The sequence below is a fragment of the Cohnella candidum genome (assembly GCF_003713065.1).
GTDB classification, from domain to species: Bacteria; Bacillota; Bacilli; order Paenibacillales; family Paenibacillaceae; genus Cohnella; species Cohnella candidum.
This window is the reverse complement of record NZ_CP033433.1, coordinates 943,977-963,836: the sequence shown is the minus strand read 5'-3', so window position 1 is coordinate 963,836 and position 19,860 is coordinate 943,977. Positions and strand designations below refer to the sequence as shown.

Below are 19,860 nucleotides of genomic sequence, written 5' to 3'. Positions count from 1 at the left end.
GACGCTTGGGGACCGCTTCGGTCTCTTTTTTTATTTCTTCATGATGTCTTTCACGGCTTTGTCGAACTTCTCGAGCAGCTGGTCGCCGGTGATCCGCTTGCCGAGGTATTCCTGCATGGCGGAGCCCCATTGCTGCGTGATGCCGTCCGGGAAACGGTCCCAGTTCCAGTCTTTGATCTGGTCCGGATGCTGCGTGCTGAACGTCGCGAAGTCTCCTCCGATTTTGCCGACGGCTTCCGGATTGGGGGCGATCGTCGTGAGCGCCGGCACGAATTTGAATTCGGTCGCGATGTATTTCTTGCCCACCTCTGAGGTGACCATCCAGTTCAGAAAGGCTTTCGCCTCTTCCGGATGGGCGGACTTGCTGTTCACGATCCAGTTGTTCGGAACGCCGGCGAAGATGTAAGGCTTATCGCCGAGCGGAACCGGCATCATGCCGAGGTTCAAGTTCTTGTCGACTTCGTCGACCATGCCTTGGATCCAGTTGCCGTGTTGGACCATCGCGCCTTTGCCGGCCGCGAATTCCGCCACCTGCGTGTTGTAGTCCGTCGTCAGCGGTTTGTCCTGCCCATTGGCGAACATAATGTCCACGAGGCGCAGCCACTGCTTCATGACCGGATCGTCCTTGAACGTTTTCTTGCCGGCTTTGACGTCTTCGATCCACGCCGCCGGGTCCGGTTGATTGGCGAGCGCGATGTTGAGCGTATGGATGCCCATCGACCACCACTCGTTCGTCAGCTCCCAAGGCGTGATCTTCGCCGCTTTGAGCTTCTTGGCCGTTTCTTCGAGCTGGTCCAGCGTTTGCGGCAGCTCGGTGATGCCGGCTTTGGCGAACAGGTCTTTGTTATACGTGAAGCCGTAAGCTTCCATGTTCATCGGCATGCCGAGCAGCTTGCCGTCCTTCGTGATCTGGGCGACCGTCGCGGGGACCAGATCCTTTGCCCACGGCTCGTTCGACAGATCGGCCGCGCGGTCCATGTAAGGAACGATGCCCGCCCATCCGCCGGAGTTGAAAATTTCCGGCTCTTCGCCTGCCGCCAGCGTCGCCTTCAGCAGCGCGTTGTAATCCTCGCCGCCGCCGTGCGTCTCCACGACGACCTTCACGCCGGTTTCTTTCTCGTACTCGTCCGCCAGCTTCTGAAGCGCGTCGGCGATTTCGACCTTGAATTGGAAAATCTTGATCGTGACGTCTTTCTTCGGCGCGGGGGTTGTCGCCGAAGCGCTCGGGGACGCCGATGCGGATTCGCTCGGAGATGCGGCAGGACTGCTGCCGGCAGCCTCGTTGTTGCCGCCGCTCTTGCCGCATGCGCTAAGCACGGACAGCATGAGCATCGCGGTCAGGACGAGAAAGGAAAGCTTCTTTTTCATTCGTGGACCTCCCAAATGGATTCGTAATTACAGTGTCATTGTAAGTTGGAAACGTTTTATTCCGACACCGAGAATATTGAACAATCAGGTGTAAAATCTTGATTATTTCGATCGGTGTAGATGGAATATTACCCTTTCACGGATCCGGCGGTAATGCCTTCGACAATGTGCTTCTGCAAGAGCAGGAAAAACGCCACGATCGGGATCGTGCTTAACGTCAACGCCGCCATCGCCATGTCCCATTTGCGCAAATACTGGCCGAAAAACTTCTGGATGGCAAGCGGGATCGTCGTGAATTTGGCGTTGACGACGAGCACGGGAAGCAAATAATCGTTCCAAATCCAAAGCACGTTCAGGATGACGACGGTCACGACGATCGGCTTGAGCAGCGGGAACACGATTCGCCAGTAGACGCCGTAAGGCGAGCACCCGTCCACGACGGCCGCTTCTTCGATTTCCTGCGGCACGGTTTTGATGAAGCCGTGGAACAGGAACATCGAAAGCGAGATCCCGAATCCCAGATAGCAGATGACGATGCCGTACAGTTCCCCTCTCAGTTCGAACACCGAAGTGATCCGCATCAGCGGCAGCATGACCGATTGGAAGGGAATGATCATCGCCGCGACGAACGCGGTGAACAACAGCCGGTTAAACCGAGTCGGCCTTCGGACGATCCGGTAAGCCGTCATCGAACTGACGATCACGAGGCCGATGACGCTGAGCCCCGTCACCGCCAGGGAATGCAGGAAAACGGTCGGAAAGTCGATCGCCGTCCACGCTTTCCGGAAGTTGTCCAGCCCCCATTCGGCCGGCAGGGCGGCGGCGTTCCTCAAGATGTCTCCCAAGCTTTTGAACGAGTTCACGATCAGGAAATAAAACGGGGACAAAAACAGCAAAGCCAGCAGGATCCCGGCGGCTTCGACGGCCAGAAGCCCGGCGGAATATCGGTTTCTTTCGGGCATGTCAGGCTTCTACCTCCCGTTTCTTGGTGATCAGGACCTGCGTGACGGTGATCGCGGCGACGGCGATGAAGAAAATCATCGCTTTGGCGGTGCCGAGCCCGTACCGGTTGTTGACCAGGCCTTCCCGGTAGATGTTCAGCGCGATCGACTCCGAAGCGTAGCCCGGTCCCCCGCTGGTTAGCGAGAGGTTCAGGTCGAACATTTTGAAGGCGTTGGACGAAGTGAGGAACAGGCAAACCGTGATGGCCGGCATGATCAGCGGAACGATGACGCTCCGCAGTACCTGTCCCCGGCTCGCTCCGTCGATTTTGGCCGCTTCAAGAAGTTCTTTCGGCACGCCGACGAGCGCGGCGATGTAAATGATCATCATGTAGCCCGCGGTTTGCCAGACGAACACGATGACGATGCCCCAGAAAGCCGTGTTCGGCGTGCCCAGCCAAGACAGTTCAAACCAGCCGAATCCCGTCTTCTCGCCGAGCGTGCCGAAGCCGCGGACGAAGATGAAATACCAGATATAGCCGAGCAAAAGGCCGCCGATCACGTTCGGGAGGAAAAACACGGTGCGCAAGACGTTCCGCGTTTTGAGTCTCCGGTTCAGCATCAGGGCAAGCGTGAAAGCCGCGGCGTTCGTGAGGACGACGGAGACGATCATAAAGCGGGTCGTGAACCAGAACGACAACCAGAAGCGGCTGTCGTCCGTAAACACCCATTGCAAATTGTTCAGGCCCGTCCATTTGGCATTCGCCGGATCAAGGCCGTTCCACTCGGTAAAGGTGTAATAAAACCCCATGAAAAACGGCGCGACCACGATCAGCAGGAAAAAGACGAGACCGGGTCCTACGAATACGGTTTGCTGCAGCCACTCGCTCCACCTTTTCGGATTTTTTCGCATCGGGACTTCCCTTCTTTCTGTCAACGGTGGGACGTATTCAAGCGATCACATTCCCTCGAAGCTAGTATAAAGGGGCTCCCCTCCTTGCAACTACCGAAGGAAATGATAAAAAAAGTGGAATATATTGACCTGCGCACCGGTTATCGCTTACTGTTTGTATCGAAGACGAGACCGCCCAAAGGAGACCCGAAGGCATGCCCGCCTACTCCCCGTTCCGCAACACGATCCGCAACAAGCTGATGCTGCTGCTCCTTCTCGCGACGATTCTGCCGATCGCCTCTTCGATGGTCATCTCCTACAACTCGACCAAACGTTCCATCTCCGACGAGACGATCGAGAAGAACGCCCGGCTGCTGTCCCTGGGCACGACGAACCTGCTCAATTACGTCAACAACATCAACCAGAAATCCCTCGCGGTCTACAACTCTATCAACGTCCCCCGCTCGCTCTATTACATCCTCGAGCACAACATGGAGGACGAGGTATTCCCGAACGACCTGTCCGACGTCATCGCCAACCGCAATCTGCTCAAAGACCACTTGTACAACATCTATCAGAGCGTCAGCGAGTTCAACCAGGTCCGGCTGCACGTCGTCAAACAGAAAGTGACGTATATCCTGAAGAACGACAGCATCAAACTCGAAAACGACGCTTCGCTGACGTTTTCGGGAGCGCTTACCAAAACGTTCATCGAACCCTCCCACCTCGGCAGCACGTTCGGCGTGGTCAGCATGTCCGCCGGCACCCGGGAGATGGTGTTCACGCTGCACCGGCCGATTTTCCGCGCGCCCAGCGACGAATTGATGGCGGAGCTCGCGATCGATGTCCGGCTGAACGTGCTGAAGGACTTGACCCGGCAGCTTTATGACGACGGAAAAGAAAAGTTCATGATCGTGGATGCCAAAAAGAACATCGTGCTTTCCTCCGATCCGGATGCGACGGGACGCCTGGAAACGGCATCATGGCTGCCTTTCATCCTCTCCGACAACCGGAAGGACGCGGAAGGCGGACATTTCGCCTGGAGCGACGGCCGATTCTCGGGCCATGTTTTCTATGACCGCGCCGTGACGCCCTTCATGGACTGGTACCTGGTCAAGCTGACGCCCGACAGCCACCTGTATTCGGCGGCGGACGGCATCGCCCGCATCAACGTCTGGGTGGCGGCGGGGTTCTTAACGGTGGCGGTCGCCGCTACGCTGCTCGTGTCGCTCCTGTTCACGAAACCGCTGCTGCGGCTGATCGGATACGTGAACCAAATCGAACGGGGCAACCTGAACGTCGACATCGACATCCGTTCCCAGGACGAAATCGGCGTGCTGGCGCGGCGTTTCCGCTCGATGATGCAGACGATCAACAACCTGATCCTCAAGGAGTACCGGCTCGAACTCGCGAACAAGACGAACCAGCTGAAAGCGCTTCAGGCGCAGGTCAATCCGCATTTCCTGTACAATTCCCTGCAATCGGTCGGAACGGTCGCTTTGCAGCATAAAGACCAGCAAATCTACTCCCTGATCACGTCACTCGGGAAAATGATGCGTTACAGCATGAACACGGACGAGTCGGTCGTCACGCTCGACAAGGAACTGGACTATTTATCGGCTTACCTGGATTTGCAAAAACAAAGGTTCGACGCTTCGCTCGAGGTGGAGCTGGACGTCGACCCGGCTGCACGGACCCTCCAAGTCCCTAAAATGATCCTGCAGCCGCTCGCCGAAAATTTTTTCAAGCACGGCTTCGTGCCTGCGGAAGGGCAACCCGCTTGGCTCTCGGTCGCTTGCCGGCTCGATGCGGACCGCCTGCTCATCCGGATCGAAGACAACGGCAAGGGAATGGAACCGGAAGCGCTTGAAGCGTTAAACCGGTCGATCGAGGCGGGCGAGTCTCCAGGTGCCGGTCCGGACGGCGGCGGCATCGGACTGGCCAACGTGATCTCGCGGCTTCGCCTCCATTTTCACGAGGACGCATCGATGAAGCTCTCGGCCAGAGAGCCGAACGGATTGGAAATCCGTTTGGAAATCCCGCTCGACAAGGAGGAAACCGCGCATGAAAGCTCTGATCATTGACGACGAGAAACACGTCCGGGAAGCGATCCGCCTGCTGGTGCCCTGGGAGTCGTACGGCATCGGGACGGTGCTGGAAGCTTCGGACGGCCTGGCGGCCATGGAGACCATCGAGCGGGAGCGGCCGGCCATCGTGTTCACGGACATGATGATGCCCCGGCTGGGCGGCATGGAACTGATGGAATGGATCGCGAAAGAAGTTCCCGGCAGCAAAATGATCGTCATAAGCGGCCACGAAGATTTCTCGTTTGTCCGCCACGCGGTGAAATACGGAGGCATCGACTACATCCTGAAGCCGATCGACCCCGACCAGCTGAACGCCGCGGTCGGGAAAGCGGTCGACGGCTGGCGGGCGGATGAAGAGGCCCGGAACCGGGACTTGAGCCGGTCGATGGAGATCCACCGCTTGAAGCCGGTGTACCGGGATCAATATTTCAACTCGCTGCTTCTGGAAACGAAGGACGACCCGTCCGTCCGCGAAACGCTGCGGCAGGAATTTTCCCTGCCCGGCCCGGTGAATACCGCCCGGGCGGCGGTGCTGAGCTTGGACTTCGCGCCCTCCAGCATCCGAAGGAAGTTCGCGGCCGGCTGGGATCTCCTCTTCTTCAGCGTCACGAACGTGTGCAACGAAATTCTCCGAGGACGCGACGCCGGGTATGCGTTCCGCAACCGCGAAGAAGAGAACGAAATCGTCCTTATTCTTTGGGGAGCCGCCGTCACGGCGGAAACCCTCCTGAAGGAGCTCGGTGATGCGATCGCCCGCTCGCTGAAAGTCCGGTTCCCCTTCGGGCTCGGCGCCCCCGCCGCCTTCCCAGGCAAGCTGCAAACCTCGTACCGGCAGGCGCGCGCGGCGCTTCGCCATTCGCCGGTCAGCCCGGTCGGCTCCGGCGTCCGGATGTTCGAGGCCGGCCAAGAGACGGAACCGGTCGGCGAATTTTTCTACCGGTACGAGGAACGGATCCGGTTCGCCGTCCAAAGCGGTTCCCGCGAACAGGTCCAAGCCGCGCTGGAGCCCTGGTTCACGGTGCTGGAGGGCGCGCAAACCCGAACGCTCGAGCAGCTTCGCGTATGGTGGCGGGAATTCCGCCTTGCCCTGTCCATATGGCGGCAGCAAGCCGGTTTGCCTTCGGGCGAAGCCGAGGAAAACGGAGAAGACGGTTTTCCACCCGTGCTGGAGGAGGACGGTACGTTCGCTTTGGCCGCCTGGAAGGAACGATTTCTGCTGGAAACCTGCGAGCTGGCCGAAAGGCTGCCCCGGCACGGACATGGCGATGGCAGCACGATGAAAAGCATCGCCGCTTACGTCGAGCAATTCGCGTTCGAGGACTTGTCGCTGCAGGACATCGCCAACCGGTTTTACTTAAGCCGGGAATACATTTCGCGTAAGTTCAAGCAGGAAATGAATGAGAACCTGACCGATTTCATCGCGCGAGTGCGGGTCGAGCGGGCCCGGGAGCTGCTGCTGAACCCGCAGTTCAAAATCTCGCGCGTGGCCGAAATGGTCGGCTTCCAGGACGAAAAATATTTCAGCAAAGTCTTCAAGAAGTGGACCGGGTGCTCGCCCGGCGAATTCCGGAAAAACGCCAAAACGCCGCCTTCTCCTTAGGGAGACAGGCGGCGTTCGTGCGCTCGCGCCGAACGAGGGCGATCAGGCGAACGTGATGCCGGCGTAATTCTTTTTGCCCCGGCGAAGGACGGCGTACTTGCCGAACAACCGTTGATCGGCGCCGATCACGGTGTCGATGCCGGATTGTTTGACGCCGTTCACGTAGACGGCCCCGCTCTCGATGTCCTGACGCGCTTGCCTTTTGGAAGGCGCCAAGCCGCACGCGACGAGCAGATCGATCAGCGGCACGTCTCCCTCTTGCTCGATCTTCGCGCTCGCCATGTCCTTCATCGCCTCGACCAATTCGTCTTCACCGAGGTTCGACACATCCCCAGAGAACAGGGATACCGTCACTTTCTCCGCCGTTTCCACGGCTTCTTGGCCATGGACGAGCCGCGTCACTTCCCGGGCCAGCGTCTTCTGGGCGACGCGTTGTTCCGGATTCGCCTTCAGCTCTTCCTCCAGCGCCTCGATTTCCTCGCGGGACAGGAAGGTGAAGTATTTCAAGAACTTCACGACGTCCGCGTCGTCGGTGTTGATCCAGAACTGGTAGAACTGGTAAGCGGTCGTTTTGTTCCGGTCGAGCCATACGGCGCCCGACTCCGATTTGCCGAACTTTTTGCCGTCACTTTTGGTGACGAGCGGCATCGTCATGCCGTAAGCGTCGCCTTCTCCGCCCATTTTGCCGATCAGGTCCAAGCCGGCGGTAATGTTGCCCCACTGATCGCTGCCCCCGATTTGCAAGGAGCAGCCGTGATCGGCATGCAGCTTGTGGAAATCGTACGCCTGCAGGATCATGTAGCTGAATTCCGTAAAGGAGATGCCCTGCGACATTCTCGAGTCGACGGAGTCTTTGGCCAGCATGTAGTTGACCGTGAAGTTTTTGCCGACGTCCCGCAGGAACGTGATCAGGTCGAGCTCCGCAAGCCAATCGTAGTTGCTGACCAGCTTCGCCGCGTTCGGCTCGGCGTCGAAATCGAGGAACCGGGACAGCTGGCGTTTCAGGCTGTCGGTCCAAGCGGCGACGGTTTCCGGTCCGTTCAGCGAACGTTCGGTCGAGCGGCCGCTCGGGTCGCCGATGAGGCCGGTGCCTCCCCCGACGAGCGCGATCGGGACATGGCCGCCGTTCTGGAACCGGCGGAGCGTCAGGATGGGCAGCAAGCTGCCGATATGCAGGCTGTCGGCGGTCGGGTCGAAGCCGCAGTAGAGCACGACGCGCTCGGAGCTCAGTTTTTTGCTCAAGTTGTCGCGGTTCGCGACCTGGTAAACCAATCCCCGGTATTCCAAATCGTCCAGGATATCTTGCGGAGTCACGTTTTTGAGCGTAGTCGACATTCTCATCACCTCATTCGGATTTTGGAACCTTGCTTGAAAATAAAAATGCCCCTGCCGAAGCAGGGGCGAATGATCGCGGTACCACCCTTGTTGAACGCCGGCCGAAAGCGCCGTCCGTTCCACTCGTATCGGATATCGGCCGATTGCCGTCTTCTCCTTCCGCCGTCGGGCGGTTTCGGACGAAGAAGCTCCGGGACGTAATTCGCGTCCGTTCACGTACCGGCTTGCACCGACCGCCGGTTCTCTGGAACGTGGATTCCGAACGCTACTGGTTTCCCATCGTCGCTTGGTTTGCATGTGTTGATACACGTTATATCATGTTCGACTCGACGTGTCAACAACCGCGACGGGCCGACTTTTGGTGGAAGTCAACGATAACCATTATGTGCTATAATTATTTCTGATTGCTTAAGGAGGCCTCATCATGGATCAATCGAAACAACCCGCGCAAAATCCGTCCCCGCCTAGGCGTAAAGGCCAAGGTTTCATCGTCGCGGGCAAAATCGCCGGCTTTACGTTCCTGTGGCTGGTGCTGTTCGGCGTCCTTGCCGGGCTGACTGCCGCCGGCGCGGTCGCAGGCTACGTGGCTTCGCTCGTCAAAGACGATCCCATCCGCAGCCGTCAATTGATCGAGGAGAAAATCAGCGAAAACGCCCAGACCGGTTTCGTATATTTCCGCGACGGCTCGCTCGTCGGCCAGCTTCGCACCGAAGAAGACCGCCGGCCCATTACATACGACGAAATCCCCAAACCGATCCTCGACGCCGTCGTTTCGATCGAGGACAAAAACTTTTTCCAGCACGTCGGCATCGATACGAACGGCCTGCTGCGGGCGGTAAAACAGCAACTGCTGAACGAAAGCGTCCAGACCGGGGGCAGCACGATCACCCAGCAGGTGGCCCGCCGCGTGTTCCTGAGCCTGGACCAGACGCAGAGCCGCAAGGCGAAGGAAATTTTCCTGTCGCTTCGGCTGGAGCGTTTTCTGAGCAAGGAAGAAATCATTACCGCCTACCTCAACAAAATCCCGTACGGCAACGGCTCTTCCGGTTATAACCTGTATGGAATCAAGGCCGCCGCCAAAGGCATTTTCGGAGTCGACGACCTGAATAAGCTGAATATCGCCCAAGCGGCCTACCTGGCCGGCGTTCCACAGCTGCCTTCGCTGTATTCCGCCTTCTCCAGCAAAGGAGAATTCAGGGAAACGAACTTCAAGCGGGCCATGGAACGGCAGAAGCTCGTGCTTCGCCGGATGCTGGAGGAAAACAAAATCACCCAAGCCGAGTACCAGGAAGCGCTCGATTTCGATATTTACGGATCTTTGGCGAAGCCGGTCGAAAAGGCTTACAACACGTATCCTTACTTGATGCTGGAAGTCGAACGCCAAGCTTCGGAGCAGTTCGTGCTCGCGCAAAACCCGAATTTGACGCAGGCGGACCTGAAGAAAAAAGAAAACGCCTCGCTCGTCGAAGATGCGCGCCAGCAGCTGCTGCGCGGCGGCTACAAAATCACCACCACGATCGACAAGAAAATTTACGATCTGATGCACGACATCGCCGAGGATCCGAAAAACTTCTCGCCCGACAACAAGGTGAAGGGCGTCGAGCAGACCGCGGCCGTCATGCTGGACCACAAAACCGGCGCGATACTCGGGATGATCGAAGGACGCGATTTCCATCTGGAGCAGATGAACTTCGCTACCCAGATGACGCGCCAGCCAGGCTCCGCCATGAAGCCGATCGCCGCTTATTTGCCGGCGATCGATAAAGGGCTCATTTCGCCCGCTTCCGTCATCGACGACGCACCGATCATTCTGAACGACCGCGGAAGCTCCAAGCATATTCCGAAAAACGTCAACAACAAATACGCGGGCCTCGTTACCGCGCGATACGCGCTCAACCAATCGCTGAACCTGCCAGCCCTGAAGATCTTCCTGGACAAGGTGACGATCCCCGAAGCTTGGAAGTTCGCCAAGTCGATGGGCATTACGACGCTGACCGAGATCGACAACCATGCGCAAACCGGGGTTATCGGCGGTCTCAGCTACGGCGTCTCCGTCGAGGAGCTTACCAACGCCTACGGGACCATCGCGAATAAAGGCGTGTTCAACGACGCTTATTTGATCGAGAGCATCACGACTTCGGACGGACAGCCCGTCTACGCGCACAAGTCCGAACCGAAGCGGATCGTCAGCGAACAGTCGGCTTACATCATGACGGATATGCTGAAGACCGTGGTCTCGAACGGCAGCGGCGCGCTGGTGAAGGCCAATTTCAAAAACTACGGCAAAATCCCGATCGCCGGCAAAACGGGCACGACGCAAAATTACGGGGACGTGTGGTTCGAAGGCTTCACTCCGGACGTCACGCTCGGCGTATGGGTCGGCTACGAGAAGCAGATCCACGAGTTGTCGCCGGAAGGCCGCAACCGCGCCAAGCTGATCTGGAGCAAAGTCATGAATACGATCACGGACGCCAAGCCGGACATGTTCAAGACCAAGGAGTTCGCGAAACCGGACGGCATCGTGTCGATGACCGTGTCCAGCGTCAGCGGCAAACTGCCGACGGAGCTGACGAAGGAAGCCGGCAAGCTCGTAACGGATATATTCAACCGCAAGTTCATCCCGACCGAAGAAGACGACGCGCTCGTCAAAATGAAATATATTTCCTATAACGGGGTCAATTACGTGCCGCTGCCGGAGACGCCGGAAGACATGCTCCGCGAAGCCGTGATGGTAAAACGCGAGCGCCCGCTGGACGTGCTGATGGAAGAAATCAAGGCGGCGCTGGGGAAAACGACGAATGCGAAGCCTCTCTCCTTCTATTTACCGGCAGACGCGGCCAACAGCGCGCCCGGCAAGCCCGACCCGCGCGTCGACGACGGCAAGGCGCCACCCGCTCCGTCCGAAGTGTCGGCCGAAACGGTTGGAACGACGGTACAGGTATCGTTCGCGCCGGTCGCGACCGAGGACGTCGTCGGATACCGGCTGTACCGCTCTTCCGACGGCACCAATTATCAGAAAGTGGAAAATTCCATCCTGACCGGCGAGCCGGCAAGATTCGTCAACACCGGAGCCGGCGGCGCGGTTTACAGCTACTACGTTACCGCGGTGGACGTCAGCGGCAACGAATCGCCGCGAAGCTCGGTCGTTTCGACGGACGGCTCCGTCACCGGTTCGGATCCGAACTTCCCGTCCCCGGGGGACGGCGTCGGTCAGAATTCCGATGATCCCGGCTCGATCCTCGATCCGGGCAGCGGAGATAACGGCAGCGGCGGCAGCGGCGGCGCGTCCGTCCCCTCCGCTCCGACCGGACTGAAAGCCGAGGCCTCGGACATCGGAGTCACGCTGACTTGGCAGGAAAATTCTCCGGATGAAGGCGTCACGTCCTACCAAGTCTGGTTCGCGGCGAACGAGCGCGGCAAATACAAGCTGCTCGGCACGTCGGAGAAAAACCGTTTCGAGTACGTATCGCCGCTCAGCAACGGCTGGTACCGGATCTCGGCGATCAACGGAAATGGCGAGTCCAACCCGTCCGCGACGGTCCAGGCGAAGACGGGCGGCTAAATCAGAAAAAGAAATCCCCTTAAGCGGCGAACGCTTAAGGGGATTTTTTATTGCGCTAGAATGGACGCGAAAGTTTAATCTTCGATCGTGGACAGGTCTCCCGTCGGCAAGTTCAGCTCCCAAGCCTTGAGGACGCGTCTCATGATTTTGCCGCTGCGGGTTTTGGGCAGTTTGTCCTTGAACTCGATCTCGCGCGGAGACGCGTGGGCGGACAGCCCTTCCTTCACGAACTTGGCGATGTCGGCTTTCAGCTCGTCGGACGGCTCGAAGCCTTCGCGCAAGGAAATGAACGCTTTGATGATTTCGCCGCGCAGCGGATCCGGTTTGCCGATGACGCCGGCTTCGGCGACCGCCGGGTGCTCGACGAGCTTGCTCTCGACCTCGAACGGCCCTACCCGCTCGCCCGACGTATTGATGACGTCGTCGATGCGGCCCTGGAACCAGAAGTAGCCTTCGTCGTCGCGGTAAGCGGAATCTCCGGACACGTACCACCCGGGAATCCGGAAGTATTCCTCGTATTTGGCCGGGTTGTTCCAGATTTTGCGCATCATGGACGGCCACGGCGTGCGGATCGCCAGGTTGCCCATCCGGAGCGAAGGCAGTTCGTTGCCCTGGTCGTCGATGATCGCGGCTTGAACGCCGGGAATCGGACGGCCCATGGAGCCCGGTTTGATCGGCATGCTCGGGTAGTTGCAGATGAGCTGCCCGCCGGTTTCCGTCATCCACCACGTATCGTGGATGCGCTGGCCGTAAACTTTGTAGCCCCACCGGACGACTTCCGGGTTCAACGGCTCGCCTACGCTCAAAACGTGGCGCACGCTCGACAGGTCGAACGGTTTGACGACGTCTTCGCCGGCGCCCATGAGCATGCGGAACGCGGTTGGCGCGCTGTACCATACGGTGACTTTATATTTTTGGAGGGTGGAATACCAGTCCTGCGGGCTGAATCTACCGCCGCGGACGACGTTCGTGACGCCGTTCAGCCAAGGAGCGAAAACGCCGTAGGACGTCCCCGTGACCCAGCCCGGATCCGCGGTGCACCAGTAAACGTCGTCTTCCCGGAGGTCAAGGACGATGCGGCCGGTGTAATAATGCTGGATCATGGCGTTCTGGACGTGGAAAACGCCTTTCGGCTTGCCCGTCGATCCGGACGTGTAATGGAGGATAAGTCCGTCTTCCCGATCGAGCCACTCGATTTCGGTTTCGTCCGAAGCGCCGGACATCGCCTTGGCGAAATCGACGACGCCGTTTCCTTCCTCGACGCCTTCCCCGTACACGATGACGTGCTTGAGTTCCGGCAGCTGTTGACGGTCTACGCGGGGAAGCAGCGAAGGCGTGGTGACGATCGCCGATGCGCCGCTGTCCTGCAGGCGGTCCCGGACTGCCGTTTCCATAAACGCTTCGAACAAGGGACCGACGACGGCACCCACTTTCAGCGCGCCAAGCAGGCTGAAGTACAATTCGGGCGTCCGAGGCATGAAAATGAACACCCTGTCGCCTTTGGTGATGCCAAGACCGCGGAGCACGTTGGCGAACTTGTTCGACTGCTTGGCCATCTCCGCGTAGGTGTAGCTTTCATCGCGGCTATTGTCGCTGTAGTGCAGGGCGATTTTGTCACCGCGTCCCGCGGCGACATGCCGGTCGATGGCTTCATGGGCCATGTTGACCTTGCCCGTCTGCGACCACGTGAATTGCGCTTCCACGTCTTCCCACCGGAAATTCGCCACCGCTTCCTCGTAAGGCCCCAAATTGGAAACGGCCGCCTCCGGCGCCAGTTTCTCGTTGTGTTCCAGTGTCATCTTCTTCACCTTCCCGTCTGGTTTCCGTCTTAACGAAATCGCTTACAAACAGGGAGAACGAAAGATCCCGTCTCCGACATTAGCCATTATAACATAGCGATACGGCATGGCGCACACGTATGCCGGGGGAATTTCCTCCTGCGAAGGGACAAATTCTCCCGCCTGTTGTATAATGACACCAAACTCGAGCGGCATTCGGCGCTTCGCTTCTTGCGTCGGTACAGGGCCGCGATAATGGGGAGATCGCATGCAGCACGTCAAGATTCAGGTTGCCCATACGATCGAACGCGACGGACGTACGCTCGTCGTCGAAGGTCCGGTTCCGCCGGAACGGCTGCGGACGATGACCCTGCATCCTAAATTGGACGCGTTTCGCCGTCCCAAGGACCAGCATGAAGCTTTGGTGGAAATCGCGGGTCTGCCGGAAGGCCGCGTGGTGCTGGCCCGGGAAGGCGATCTGGTCGCGGGATACGTGACGTTCCACTACCCCGACGAAATGGAACGGTGGTACGAAGGCGGCATGGACGACCTGATCGAGCTCGGCGCCATCGAGGTGGCGGACGATTACCGCTCGATGGGGCTCGGCAAAGCGTTGATCGCGGCCGCCTTCGAACATGGCCAGCTCGACAATGCCATCGTCTACACCACCGAATATTACTGGCATTGGGACCTGGAAGGCAGCGGCCTGTCGGTCTGGGGTTACCGGGAAATGATGGAAAAGCTGATGAAGTCGGTCGGCATGGTATGGTTCGCGACCGACGATCCGGAAATTTGCGCCCATCCGGCCAATTGCCTCATGGTTCGGATCGGCAAAGACGTCCCGCTCGCGTCCGTCGAGCGTTTCGACCGCGTCCGGTTTCGGCAGCGTTTCATGTATTAGGGCTCCGATCGATTCAGAAAGGCAGGAGACGTAAGTTGAACTCGAGAACCGTATGGATCGACTCCTCCGCTTCGCAGCGATACCGCTTTCATGACGACCATCCGTTCCACCCGATCCGCCTGATGCTCACGGAACGGCTTCTCCGCCAAGCCGATGCGCTGCGGCCTTCGCAAATCCTCGATTCTCTCCAGGCGGAAGCCGCGGAAATCGCGGTGCGGGAGCTTCACCGGCCCGATTACGTCGACGCCGTGCAAGCGTTAAGCGCAGAAAAACCGGCCGCCGAAGCGATCCGCCGCGCGGCCGAATTCGGTTTGCAGCAGGACGGCGATACGCCGTATTTCCCCTGCATGCACGAAGCCGCCCTCTCCGTCGTCGCCGGATCCCTGGCCGCCGCGGAGGCCGTCATGTCGGGCGCCGCAGGGAGAGCCCTTCATTTGGCGGGCGGCTTGCACCACGCGTTCCCGGAACGGGCTGCGGGTTTCTGCGTCTACAATGACGCCGCCGCGGCCATCTCGATGATCCGCCGCAAGTACGGCGCCCGCGTTCTCTATGTCGATACCGACGTTCATCACGGCGACGGCGTGCAATGGTTCTACTACACCGATCCCGACGTGTTCACCTTTTCCATCCACGAAACGGGCAAATTCCTGTTTCCCGGTACCGGATTCGCGCATGAACGCGGCGAATCGAGCGGCTACGGCGCTTGCCTGAACGTGCCGATGGAACCTTATACCGAGGACGAGTCGTGGCTGGAATGCTTCGAAACCGCGCTGCATGCCGCCATCGCCTCGTTCCGGCCGGACGTCATCGTCAGCCAGCACGGCTGCGACGCGCACGCGTTCGATCCGCTGGCCCACATCCATTGCAGCATGCGCATTTACCGGGAGATGCCGCGCATCATCCGCGAAGCCGCCGACCGATACACGGAAGGCAAATGGGTAGCGCTCGGCGGCGGAGGTTATGACCATTGGCGCGTCGTGCCGCGAGCCTGGAGCCTGCTGTGGCTGGAGATGAGCGGGCATCCCCTGCTCGCCGCCATCGACGCCGCGGAGGCCGGACATCCGCTGCCGGCGGATTGGCCCAGCGCGGATTTGGGAGAGTGTCCGCCGCGGATGCCGGACCGCTGGCTCGACGATACGGCCGTATGGACGCCGATGCCGAGACGGGCGGAAATCACGGCGAACAACAAAAAAATGCTGGAGCTCGCGCTCCAGCATCTCGGGTAAACGGCCGGCGGCAACGCCGGCTTTTATCATGCCTCTTCCAGGTTCTTGACCATCTCGTCCACGATCGCGAACGAACGGTTCGCGGCTTCCACGGTGAATTCCGCGAAGTTCACGTGGGCGGAGCCGTCCGCCTTGTCGGACATCGAACGGATGATGACATGGGGAATGGCGTTCATGTAACAAACCTGCGCCACCGCCGCTCCCTCCATCTCCGTGCAGGTGCCGCCCATTTCCTCGTGCAGCATTCGGACCGTGTCGCGGTCGGCGATGAATTGGTCGCCCGACAGCACCTTGCCGACCCGGCAGCGTCCCGGGAAAACCCGTTCTCCCGCTTGCTCGGCCAGCCGCGTCAATCGTTCGTCCGACGGGAATTCCGACACTTCCTGATACGGTATCGCGCCGCGGGGAAAGCCGAGCGCGGTGACGTCCATATCGTGCTGTACGCTGCTGCGCGAAACGACGATGTCGCCGATATTCAACGCCGGATCGAGCGCGCCGGCGACGCCGGTGAAAATGACGGCCTCCGCGCCGAACTTGTCGATGAGCACCTGCGTGCACACCGCGGCGTTCACTTTACCTACTCCCGATTTGCAAAGCACGGCTTTCCGGCCATGGAAGCTGCCGACGTAATACGTAATGCCGGCATGGTTCTCCACCCGCTCGTCTTGCATCCCCCGCAGGAGCAAATCGATTTCCTCTTGCATGGCTCCGATAATGCCGATCGTTCGATAAGACAATCCTCTCATCCTTTCTTCACGAAGACGCCCCGCGGCGGGACCGGAGTCCCGAGCGGGGCTTCTCTATGTTTGCGATTTCGTCCTTCTCGCTTAGCGACCCTTAGGCGCTGCGACCGAACGGCGCGTAATCAGCTCGTGCGGCAGCGTGACTCTCGCGTTCTCGACCGCTTCCTTCTTCATGAGCTTCGTCAGAAGCCGCATGGAGACGGCGCCGATGTCGTACATCGGCTGCGCCACCGACGTCAGCAGCGGACGGACCATGGAAGCCATGCGGCTGTTGTCCACGCTGATGACGGAGACGTCGTCCGGTACCGTCAGCCCGGCGTCTTGCAGGCTGTGGATCGCCCCGATCGCCATCTCGTCGGTCGCCGCGAAAATCGCCGTCGGACGCTCGGACAGCTCCAGGAAGTACTGCGTCGCCTCGATGCCGGACTCATAGCGGTAGTTGCCTACCCGCACGTAATCTTCGCGGTACGGGATGCCGGCCTTCTCCAGGGCGCGCTTGTAGCCTTGGAAACGGGCATAGCCGTTCGCCGGATCCTGCAGCGTTCCGCTGATCATCGCGATGTTGCGGTGGCCCTCGGAGATCAGTTTCTCTACCGCGTCGAACGCGGCGCCCTCGTGATCGATGTCGACCGAAGGCATGACGCCCTTCTCGTCGGTCGTCGCGCAGAGCACGATCGGCACGCTCGACGTGTTGAACGCCTGAATGTGCTCGTCCGTCACGACGCCGCCCATGAACAGCAGGCCGTCGACTTGTTTCTCCAGCAGCGTGTTCACGACGCGGATTTCCTTGTCCTTGCGCTTGTCCGCGTTGCTCAGGATGATGTTGTAGTGGTACATGTTCGCGATGTCTTCGATCCCGCGCGCCACTTCGGCGAAAATCGCGTTGGCGATGTCCGGGATGACGACCCCGACCGTCGTCGTCTTCTTGCTTGCCAATCCCCGGGCCACCGCGTTCGGGCGGTAACCGAGCCGTTCGATGGCTTCGTATACTTTCTTCCGCGTCTGCGGCTTCACGTTCGGGTTATTGTTCACGACCCGGGAAACCGTGGCCATCGATACCCCGGCTTCGCGAGCCACGTCATAAATGGTTACCGTCACAATTGTTCGCTCCATTGCTCATGCCGGACGATGAAAAACGGCTTGTCCGTTCATGGATATTTAAGGTAATGATACGACAAATCTATCGATTTCGCAACGTGACATGGCGCTCTGCGGGCGGATTTCCGCTTATTCCGAAGCGCCTTCCGGCTTGCCTAACTTTTCAGAGAGAAATTCATAGGTAATGCGCCAATGCGACTCGTCCCATACCGGTTTGCCGTCTTGGACCAGGATCGCCTGCGGCGATTTGTGCTGGACGCCCAAACGCTCCGCGATGGCGTTGCTGACCGGACGGTCCTCGATCACGTGGACGATGGCGAAATCGAACTTCCCGTCCGCCGAATCCTTGACGAAATTCGTGTATTCCTCGTGCGCTCCCGCGCTGATCGGGCAGCTGGTGCTGTGCTTGAATACGAGCAATGGACGTTCCGAAGAGCTTTGGACCGCTTCCTGCCACTGCTCCAGCGTCTGTAATTGATGAATCGTCGTCATGATTTCCGTGCCTCCTTGAAAATGCTTCGTTAATTTTCATGGTATCAGAAATCACGGGCTATCGCAAAAGGATGGCCCGGTAAAGGAAAAGCGCGAGCAAAACGAAAAAAAGGGCCCGCGAAGGGCCCGGATAGGATTGGCTATAAGTACTTGGCAACGCCTTACGATATGTAGGGAACGCGGAGCTGCGACAATCTGCCTTGAAGTTCGGATTTCCATTGCTCGTCTCCGAGCGACGCGGCGATCAGCCACAAATCGAGCAAATCGTTCGTCCGCTGCTCCGCCGCCTGGGCCACGTCCCGTTCGCGGAGCGAATCTTCGCCCGCGGCAAGCGCCAGCGAGAGAACGCCGGCCAGCTCGTTGACCTGGTCGAACGGGATCGTCCGGGGAACGGGCTTCGCGCCGAGTTGGCCGATCAGTTTTCCGATATCGTCCTTGACGCCGGTATATACCTCGCTGCTTCCGCAACCGGAACAACTGTACACCGGCACCCGCGTGATGTTGACTTTGCGGGCGTAAATCACCGTGCGGAGGTGAAGCTGTTTGGTGTCTCCGCAATCGCATCGTTTTTTCAAAAGAGGTTCTCTCCTTACGAAAGCTAAGAGCTTACCTCCACTATATTCGCGGTGTCCGAGAAGAAATCCTTCCGGAAGCGCTTCAGTATTTTCTGGAAGTCGGGACTCTTCCTTGCTTGCGGAAAAGCCGGTAAATCAACAGCAGCACGCAGGCAGCCGCAGCTCCGATTCCGTCGTGCAAGAGGTCGTTCCAGTCGGGCGTGCGGTTCGGCACGTAGGCTTGATGCCATTCGTCGGTGGCGCCGTACAGGACGCAGACCGCGAGGATCCACAAATAGCCCTTCCAGGAAAACGCGCGGGAGCCGAGGCCGAACGCAACGGTCAGCGCCAGCACGAAATAGGCGGCATAGTGCATCGGATTGAAGTCTTCGAGTCCGGGCAGCAACCGCCGGAAGAAAGGCAGCCAAGTATCCAGCTCTCCCCCGCTTTGGGCGGACAGGAGGAAGATGACGGCCATCCAGACGACCATCGGCGCGAAGCGCCAAACGCGATAGGATGCCGTCGCGGGTGACCCGGGCGATTGGAACGAACGGCGAGAAGGCAATGGGTTCAAGCTCCTTTGTGCCGGTCCCCGCGCAAGTCGCGTGAACAAAGGGACCGGTTCTGCTAAAATGGAATCTCGTAAAGAAAGAATGGGAGGCGAAAGCATGTCCGCATCGAAAAAGGTCATCTGTTTCGTGGACGACGAATTCGAAGATTTGGAGTTGTGGTATCCGGTTTACCGAGCTCGGGAAGAAGGCGCCGAAGTGCTGCTGGCAGGCCCGGAGCGCGGGCGCAAATACGTCGGCAAATACGGCGTGCCCGCCGTTGCCGACTTGTCATACGAGGAGCTGGACCCAGACTCCTGCGACGGCCTGCTCGTCGTCGGCGGCTGGGCGCCGGACAAGATCCGCCGGGACAAGCGGGTGCTCGAATTCGTCCGCCAAATGGACGAGGCCGGCAAGCCGATCGGCCAAATCTGCCACGCGGGATGGGTGCTCATCTCGGCGAAAATCGCGGCAGGACGCACCGTCACCTCAACGCCGGGCATCCGTGACGATTGGGAAAACGCGGGCGCGACGTGGATCGACGAGCCGGTCGTCGTCGACCGCAACTGGATCTCCGCCCGCCGGCCGCCGGACCTTCCGCCGTACGCCAAAGCGTTCTGCGACAAGCTGTACGGCCGGGCATAAGCGGCAGCCACACAAGGAATCCCCGAAGAGCACGCCGGCGCCATTACGCGCCCGCACCGCTCCCGGGGATTTTTCTTTGTCGCGCCAAAG

16 protein-coding genes and 1 other annotated feature are annotated in these 19,860 nt (G+C 59.3%); of the genes, 6 read left to right on the top strand and 10 right to left on the bottom strand.

The features are described 5' to 3' along the window. Nucleotides 1–30 precede the first annotated feature (30 nt). The 3 genes from EAV92_RS04405 to EAV92_RS04395 form a co-directional block, all read right to left on the bottom strand. A complete protein-coding gene (locus tag EAV92_RS04405) occupies nucleotides 31–1,368 on the bottom strand; it encodes an ABC transporter substrate-binding protein (RefSeq protein ID WP_123039932.1) in 1,338 nt (445 codons plus the stop codon). Nucleotides 1,369–1,496: 128 nt separating this feature from the next. Continuing rightward, on the bottom strand, nucleotides 1,497–2,330 hold the full coding sequence (locus tag EAV92_RS04400) for a carbohydrate ABC transporter permease (RefSeq protein WP_123039931.1): 834 nt from the start codon (nucleotides 2,328–2,330) through the stop codon (nucleotides 1,497–1,499). A gap of 1 nt (nucleotide 2,331) precedes the next feature. Beyond that, nucleotides 2,332–3,222, bottom strand: a complete 891-nt coding sequence (locus tag EAV92_RS04395; protein WP_123039930.1) for a carbohydrate ABC transporter permease — start codon at nucleotides 3,220–3,222, stop codon at nucleotides 2,332–2,334. A gap of 194 nt (nucleotides 3,223–3,416) precedes the next feature. On the opposite strand from EAV92_RS04395, the gene EAV92_RS04390 reads away from it, so the two are divergent. Further along, nucleotides 3,417–5,285 carry a cache domain-containing sensor histidine kinase gene (locus tag EAV92_RS04390; protein ID WP_123039929.1) on the top strand — a complete coding sequence of 623 codons (1,869 nt, stop codon included), beginning with the start codon at nucleotides 3,417–3,419 and terminating at the stop codon, nucleotides 5,283–5,285. Further along, nucleotides 5,266–6,888: a response regulator gene (locus EAV92_RS04385; protein ID WP_123039928.1), complete on the top strand. Its 1,623-nt coding sequence runs from the start codon at nucleotides 5,266–5,268 to the stop codon at nucleotides 6,886–6,888. Before EAV92_RS04390 ends, EAV92_RS04385 begins: the two co-directional genes overlap by 20 nt. A 42-nt stretch (nucleotides 6,889–6,930) precedes the next feature. Here EAV92_RS04385 and tyrS read toward each other — a convergent pair whose 3' ends face one another. Beyond that, nucleotides 6,931–8,223, bottom strand: coding sequence for a tyrosine--tRNA ligase (tyrS, locus tag EAV92_RS04380; RefSeq protein ID WP_123043572.1), 1,293 nt, complete (start codon nucleotides 8,221–8,223; stop codon nucleotides 6,931–6,933). A gap of 58 nt (nucleotides 8,224–8,281) precedes the next feature. Next, nucleotides 8,282–8,515 (bottom strand) — a binding site (T-box leader). 132 nt (nucleotides 8,516–8,647) lie between these two features. Between tyrS and EAV92_RS04375 the strand changes: the two genes are divergently transcribed. Beyond that, the gene (locus EAV92_RS04375) at nucleotides 8,648–11,785 is read left to right on the top strand and encodes a penicillin-binding protein 1A (RefSeq protein ID WP_123039927.1); all 3,138 of its coding nucleotides are present in this window, start codon (nucleotides 8,648–8,650) and stop codon (nucleotides 11,783–11,785) included. Between the two features lie 74 nt (nucleotides 11,786–11,859). Here the strand turns inward: EAV92_RS04375 and acsA are convergent, their stop codons facing one another. Next, nucleotides 11,860–13,584: an acetate--CoA ligase gene (gene acsA, locus EAV92_RS04370; RefSeq protein ID WP_123039926.1), complete on the bottom strand. Its 1,725-nt coding sequence runs from the start codon at nucleotides 13,582–13,584 to the stop codon at nucleotides 11,860–11,862. A gap of 247 nt (nucleotides 13,585–13,831) precedes the next feature. On the opposite strand from acsA, the gene EAV92_RS04365 reads away from it, so the two are divergent. Both EAV92_RS04365 and EAV92_RS04360 read left to right on the top strand, forming a co-directional pair. Then, nucleotides 13,832–14,464 (top strand): GNAT family N-acetyltransferase, encoded by a 633-nt coding sequence (locus EAV92_RS04365; RefSeq protein ID WP_123039925.1) that lies wholly within the window; start codon nucleotides 13,832–13,834, stop codon nucleotides 14,462–14,464. A 35-nt stretch (nucleotides 14,465–14,499) separates the two neighbouring features. Beyond that, nucleotides 14,500–15,690, top strand: coding sequence for an acetoin utilization protein AcuC (locus tag EAV92_RS04360; protein ID WP_241158439.1), 1,191 nt, complete (start codon nucleotides 14,500–14,502; stop codon nucleotides 15,688–15,690). Between the two features lie 26 nt (nucleotides 15,691–15,716). Here EAV92_RS04360 and EAV92_RS04355 read toward each other — a convergent pair whose 3' ends face one another. The 5 genes from EAV92_RS04355 to EAV92_RS04335 form a co-directional block, all read right to left on the bottom strand. After that, nucleotides 15,717–16,427 (bottom strand): 5'-methylthioadenosine/adenosylhomocysteine nucleosidase, encoded by a 711-nt coding sequence (locus EAV92_RS04355; protein ID WP_206424282.1) that lies wholly within the window; start codon nucleotides 16,425–16,427, stop codon nucleotides 15,717–15,719. 90 nt (nucleotides 16,428–16,517) lie between these two features. Next, nucleotides 16,518–17,531 (bottom strand): catabolite control protein A, encoded by a 1,014-nt coding sequence (gene ccpA / locus EAV92_RS04350; protein WP_123039923.1) that lies wholly within the window; start codon nucleotides 17,529–17,531, stop codon nucleotides 16,518–16,520. Between the two features lie 129 nt (nucleotides 17,532–17,660). Continuing rightward, nucleotides 17,661–18,023, bottom strand: a complete 363-nt coding sequence (gene ytxJ / locus EAV92_RS04345) for a bacillithiol system redox-active protein YtxJ (protein ID WP_123039922.1) — start codon at nucleotides 18,021–18,023, stop codon at nucleotides 17,661–17,663. A gap of 161 nt (nucleotides 18,024–18,184) precedes the next feature. Further along, nucleotides 18,185–18,598 carry a hypothetical protein gene (locus EAV92_RS04340; RefSeq protein ID WP_123039921.1) on the bottom strand — a complete coding sequence of 138 codons (414 nt, stop codon included), beginning with the start codon at nucleotides 18,596–18,598 and terminating at the stop codon, nucleotides 18,185–18,187. 82 nt (nucleotides 18,599–18,680) lie between these two features. Further along, nucleotides 18,681–19,142, bottom strand: coding sequence for a VanZ family protein (locus tag EAV92_RS04335; RefSeq protein ID WP_241158438.1), 462 nt, complete (start codon nucleotides 19,140–19,142; stop codon nucleotides 18,681–18,683). A 103-nt stretch (nucleotides 19,143–19,245) separates the two neighbouring features. On the opposite strand from EAV92_RS04335, the gene EAV92_RS04330 reads away from it, so the two are divergent. Then, nucleotides 19,246–19,770: a type 1 glutamine amidotransferase domain-containing protein gene (locus tag EAV92_RS04330; RefSeq protein WP_123039920.1), complete on the top strand. Its 525-nt coding sequence runs from the start codon at nucleotides 19,246–19,248 to the stop codon at nucleotides 19,768–19,770. Nucleotides 19,771–19,860: the final 90 nt, after the last annotated feature.

Bases quoted from the DNA above. Each gene is read 5' to 3' on its own strand.
- EAV92_RS04405 (WP_123039932.1), bottom strand. From the start codon at position 1,368: ATGAAAAAGAAGCTTTCCTTTCTCGTCCTGACCGCGATGCTCATGCTG.
- EAV92_RS04400 (WP_123039931.1), bottom strand. From the start codon at position 2,330: ATGCCCGAAAGAAACCGATATTCCGCCGGGCTTCTGGCCGTCGAAGCC.
- EAV92_RS04395 (WP_123039930.1), bottom strand. From the start codon at position 3,222: ATGCGAAAAAATCCGAAAAGGTGGAGCGAGTGGCTGCAGCAAACCGTA.
- EAV92_RS04390 (WP_123039929.1), top strand. From the start codon at position 3,417: ATGCCCGCCTACTCCCCGTTCCGCAACACGATCCGCAACAAGCTGATG.
- EAV92_RS04385 (WP_123039928.1), top strand. From the start codon at position 5,266: ATGAAAGCTCTGATCATTGACGACGAGAAACACGTCCGGGAAGCGATC.
- tyrS (WP_123043572.1), bottom strand. From the start codon at position 8,223: ATGTCGACTACGCTCAAAAACGTGACTCCGCAAGATATCCTGGACGAT.
- EAV92_RS04375 (WP_123039927.1), top strand. From the start codon at position 8,648: ATGGATCAATCGAAACAACCCGCGCAAAATCCGTCCCCGCCTAGGCGT.
- acsA (WP_123039926.1), bottom strand. From the start codon at position 13,584: ATGACACTGGAACACAACGAGAAACTGGCGCCGGAGGCGGCCGTTTCC.
- EAV92_RS04365 (WP_123039925.1), top strand. From the start codon at position 13,832: ATGCAGCACGTCAAGATTCAGGTTGCCCATACGATCGAACGCGACGGA.
- ytxJ (WP_123039922.1), bottom strand. From the start codon at position 18,023: ATGACGACGATTCATCAATTACAGACGCTGGAGCAGTGGCAGGAAGCG.
- EAV92_RS04330 (WP_123039920.1), top strand. From the start codon at position 19,246: ATGTCCGCATCGAAAAAGGTCATCTGTTTCGTGGACGACGAATTCGAA.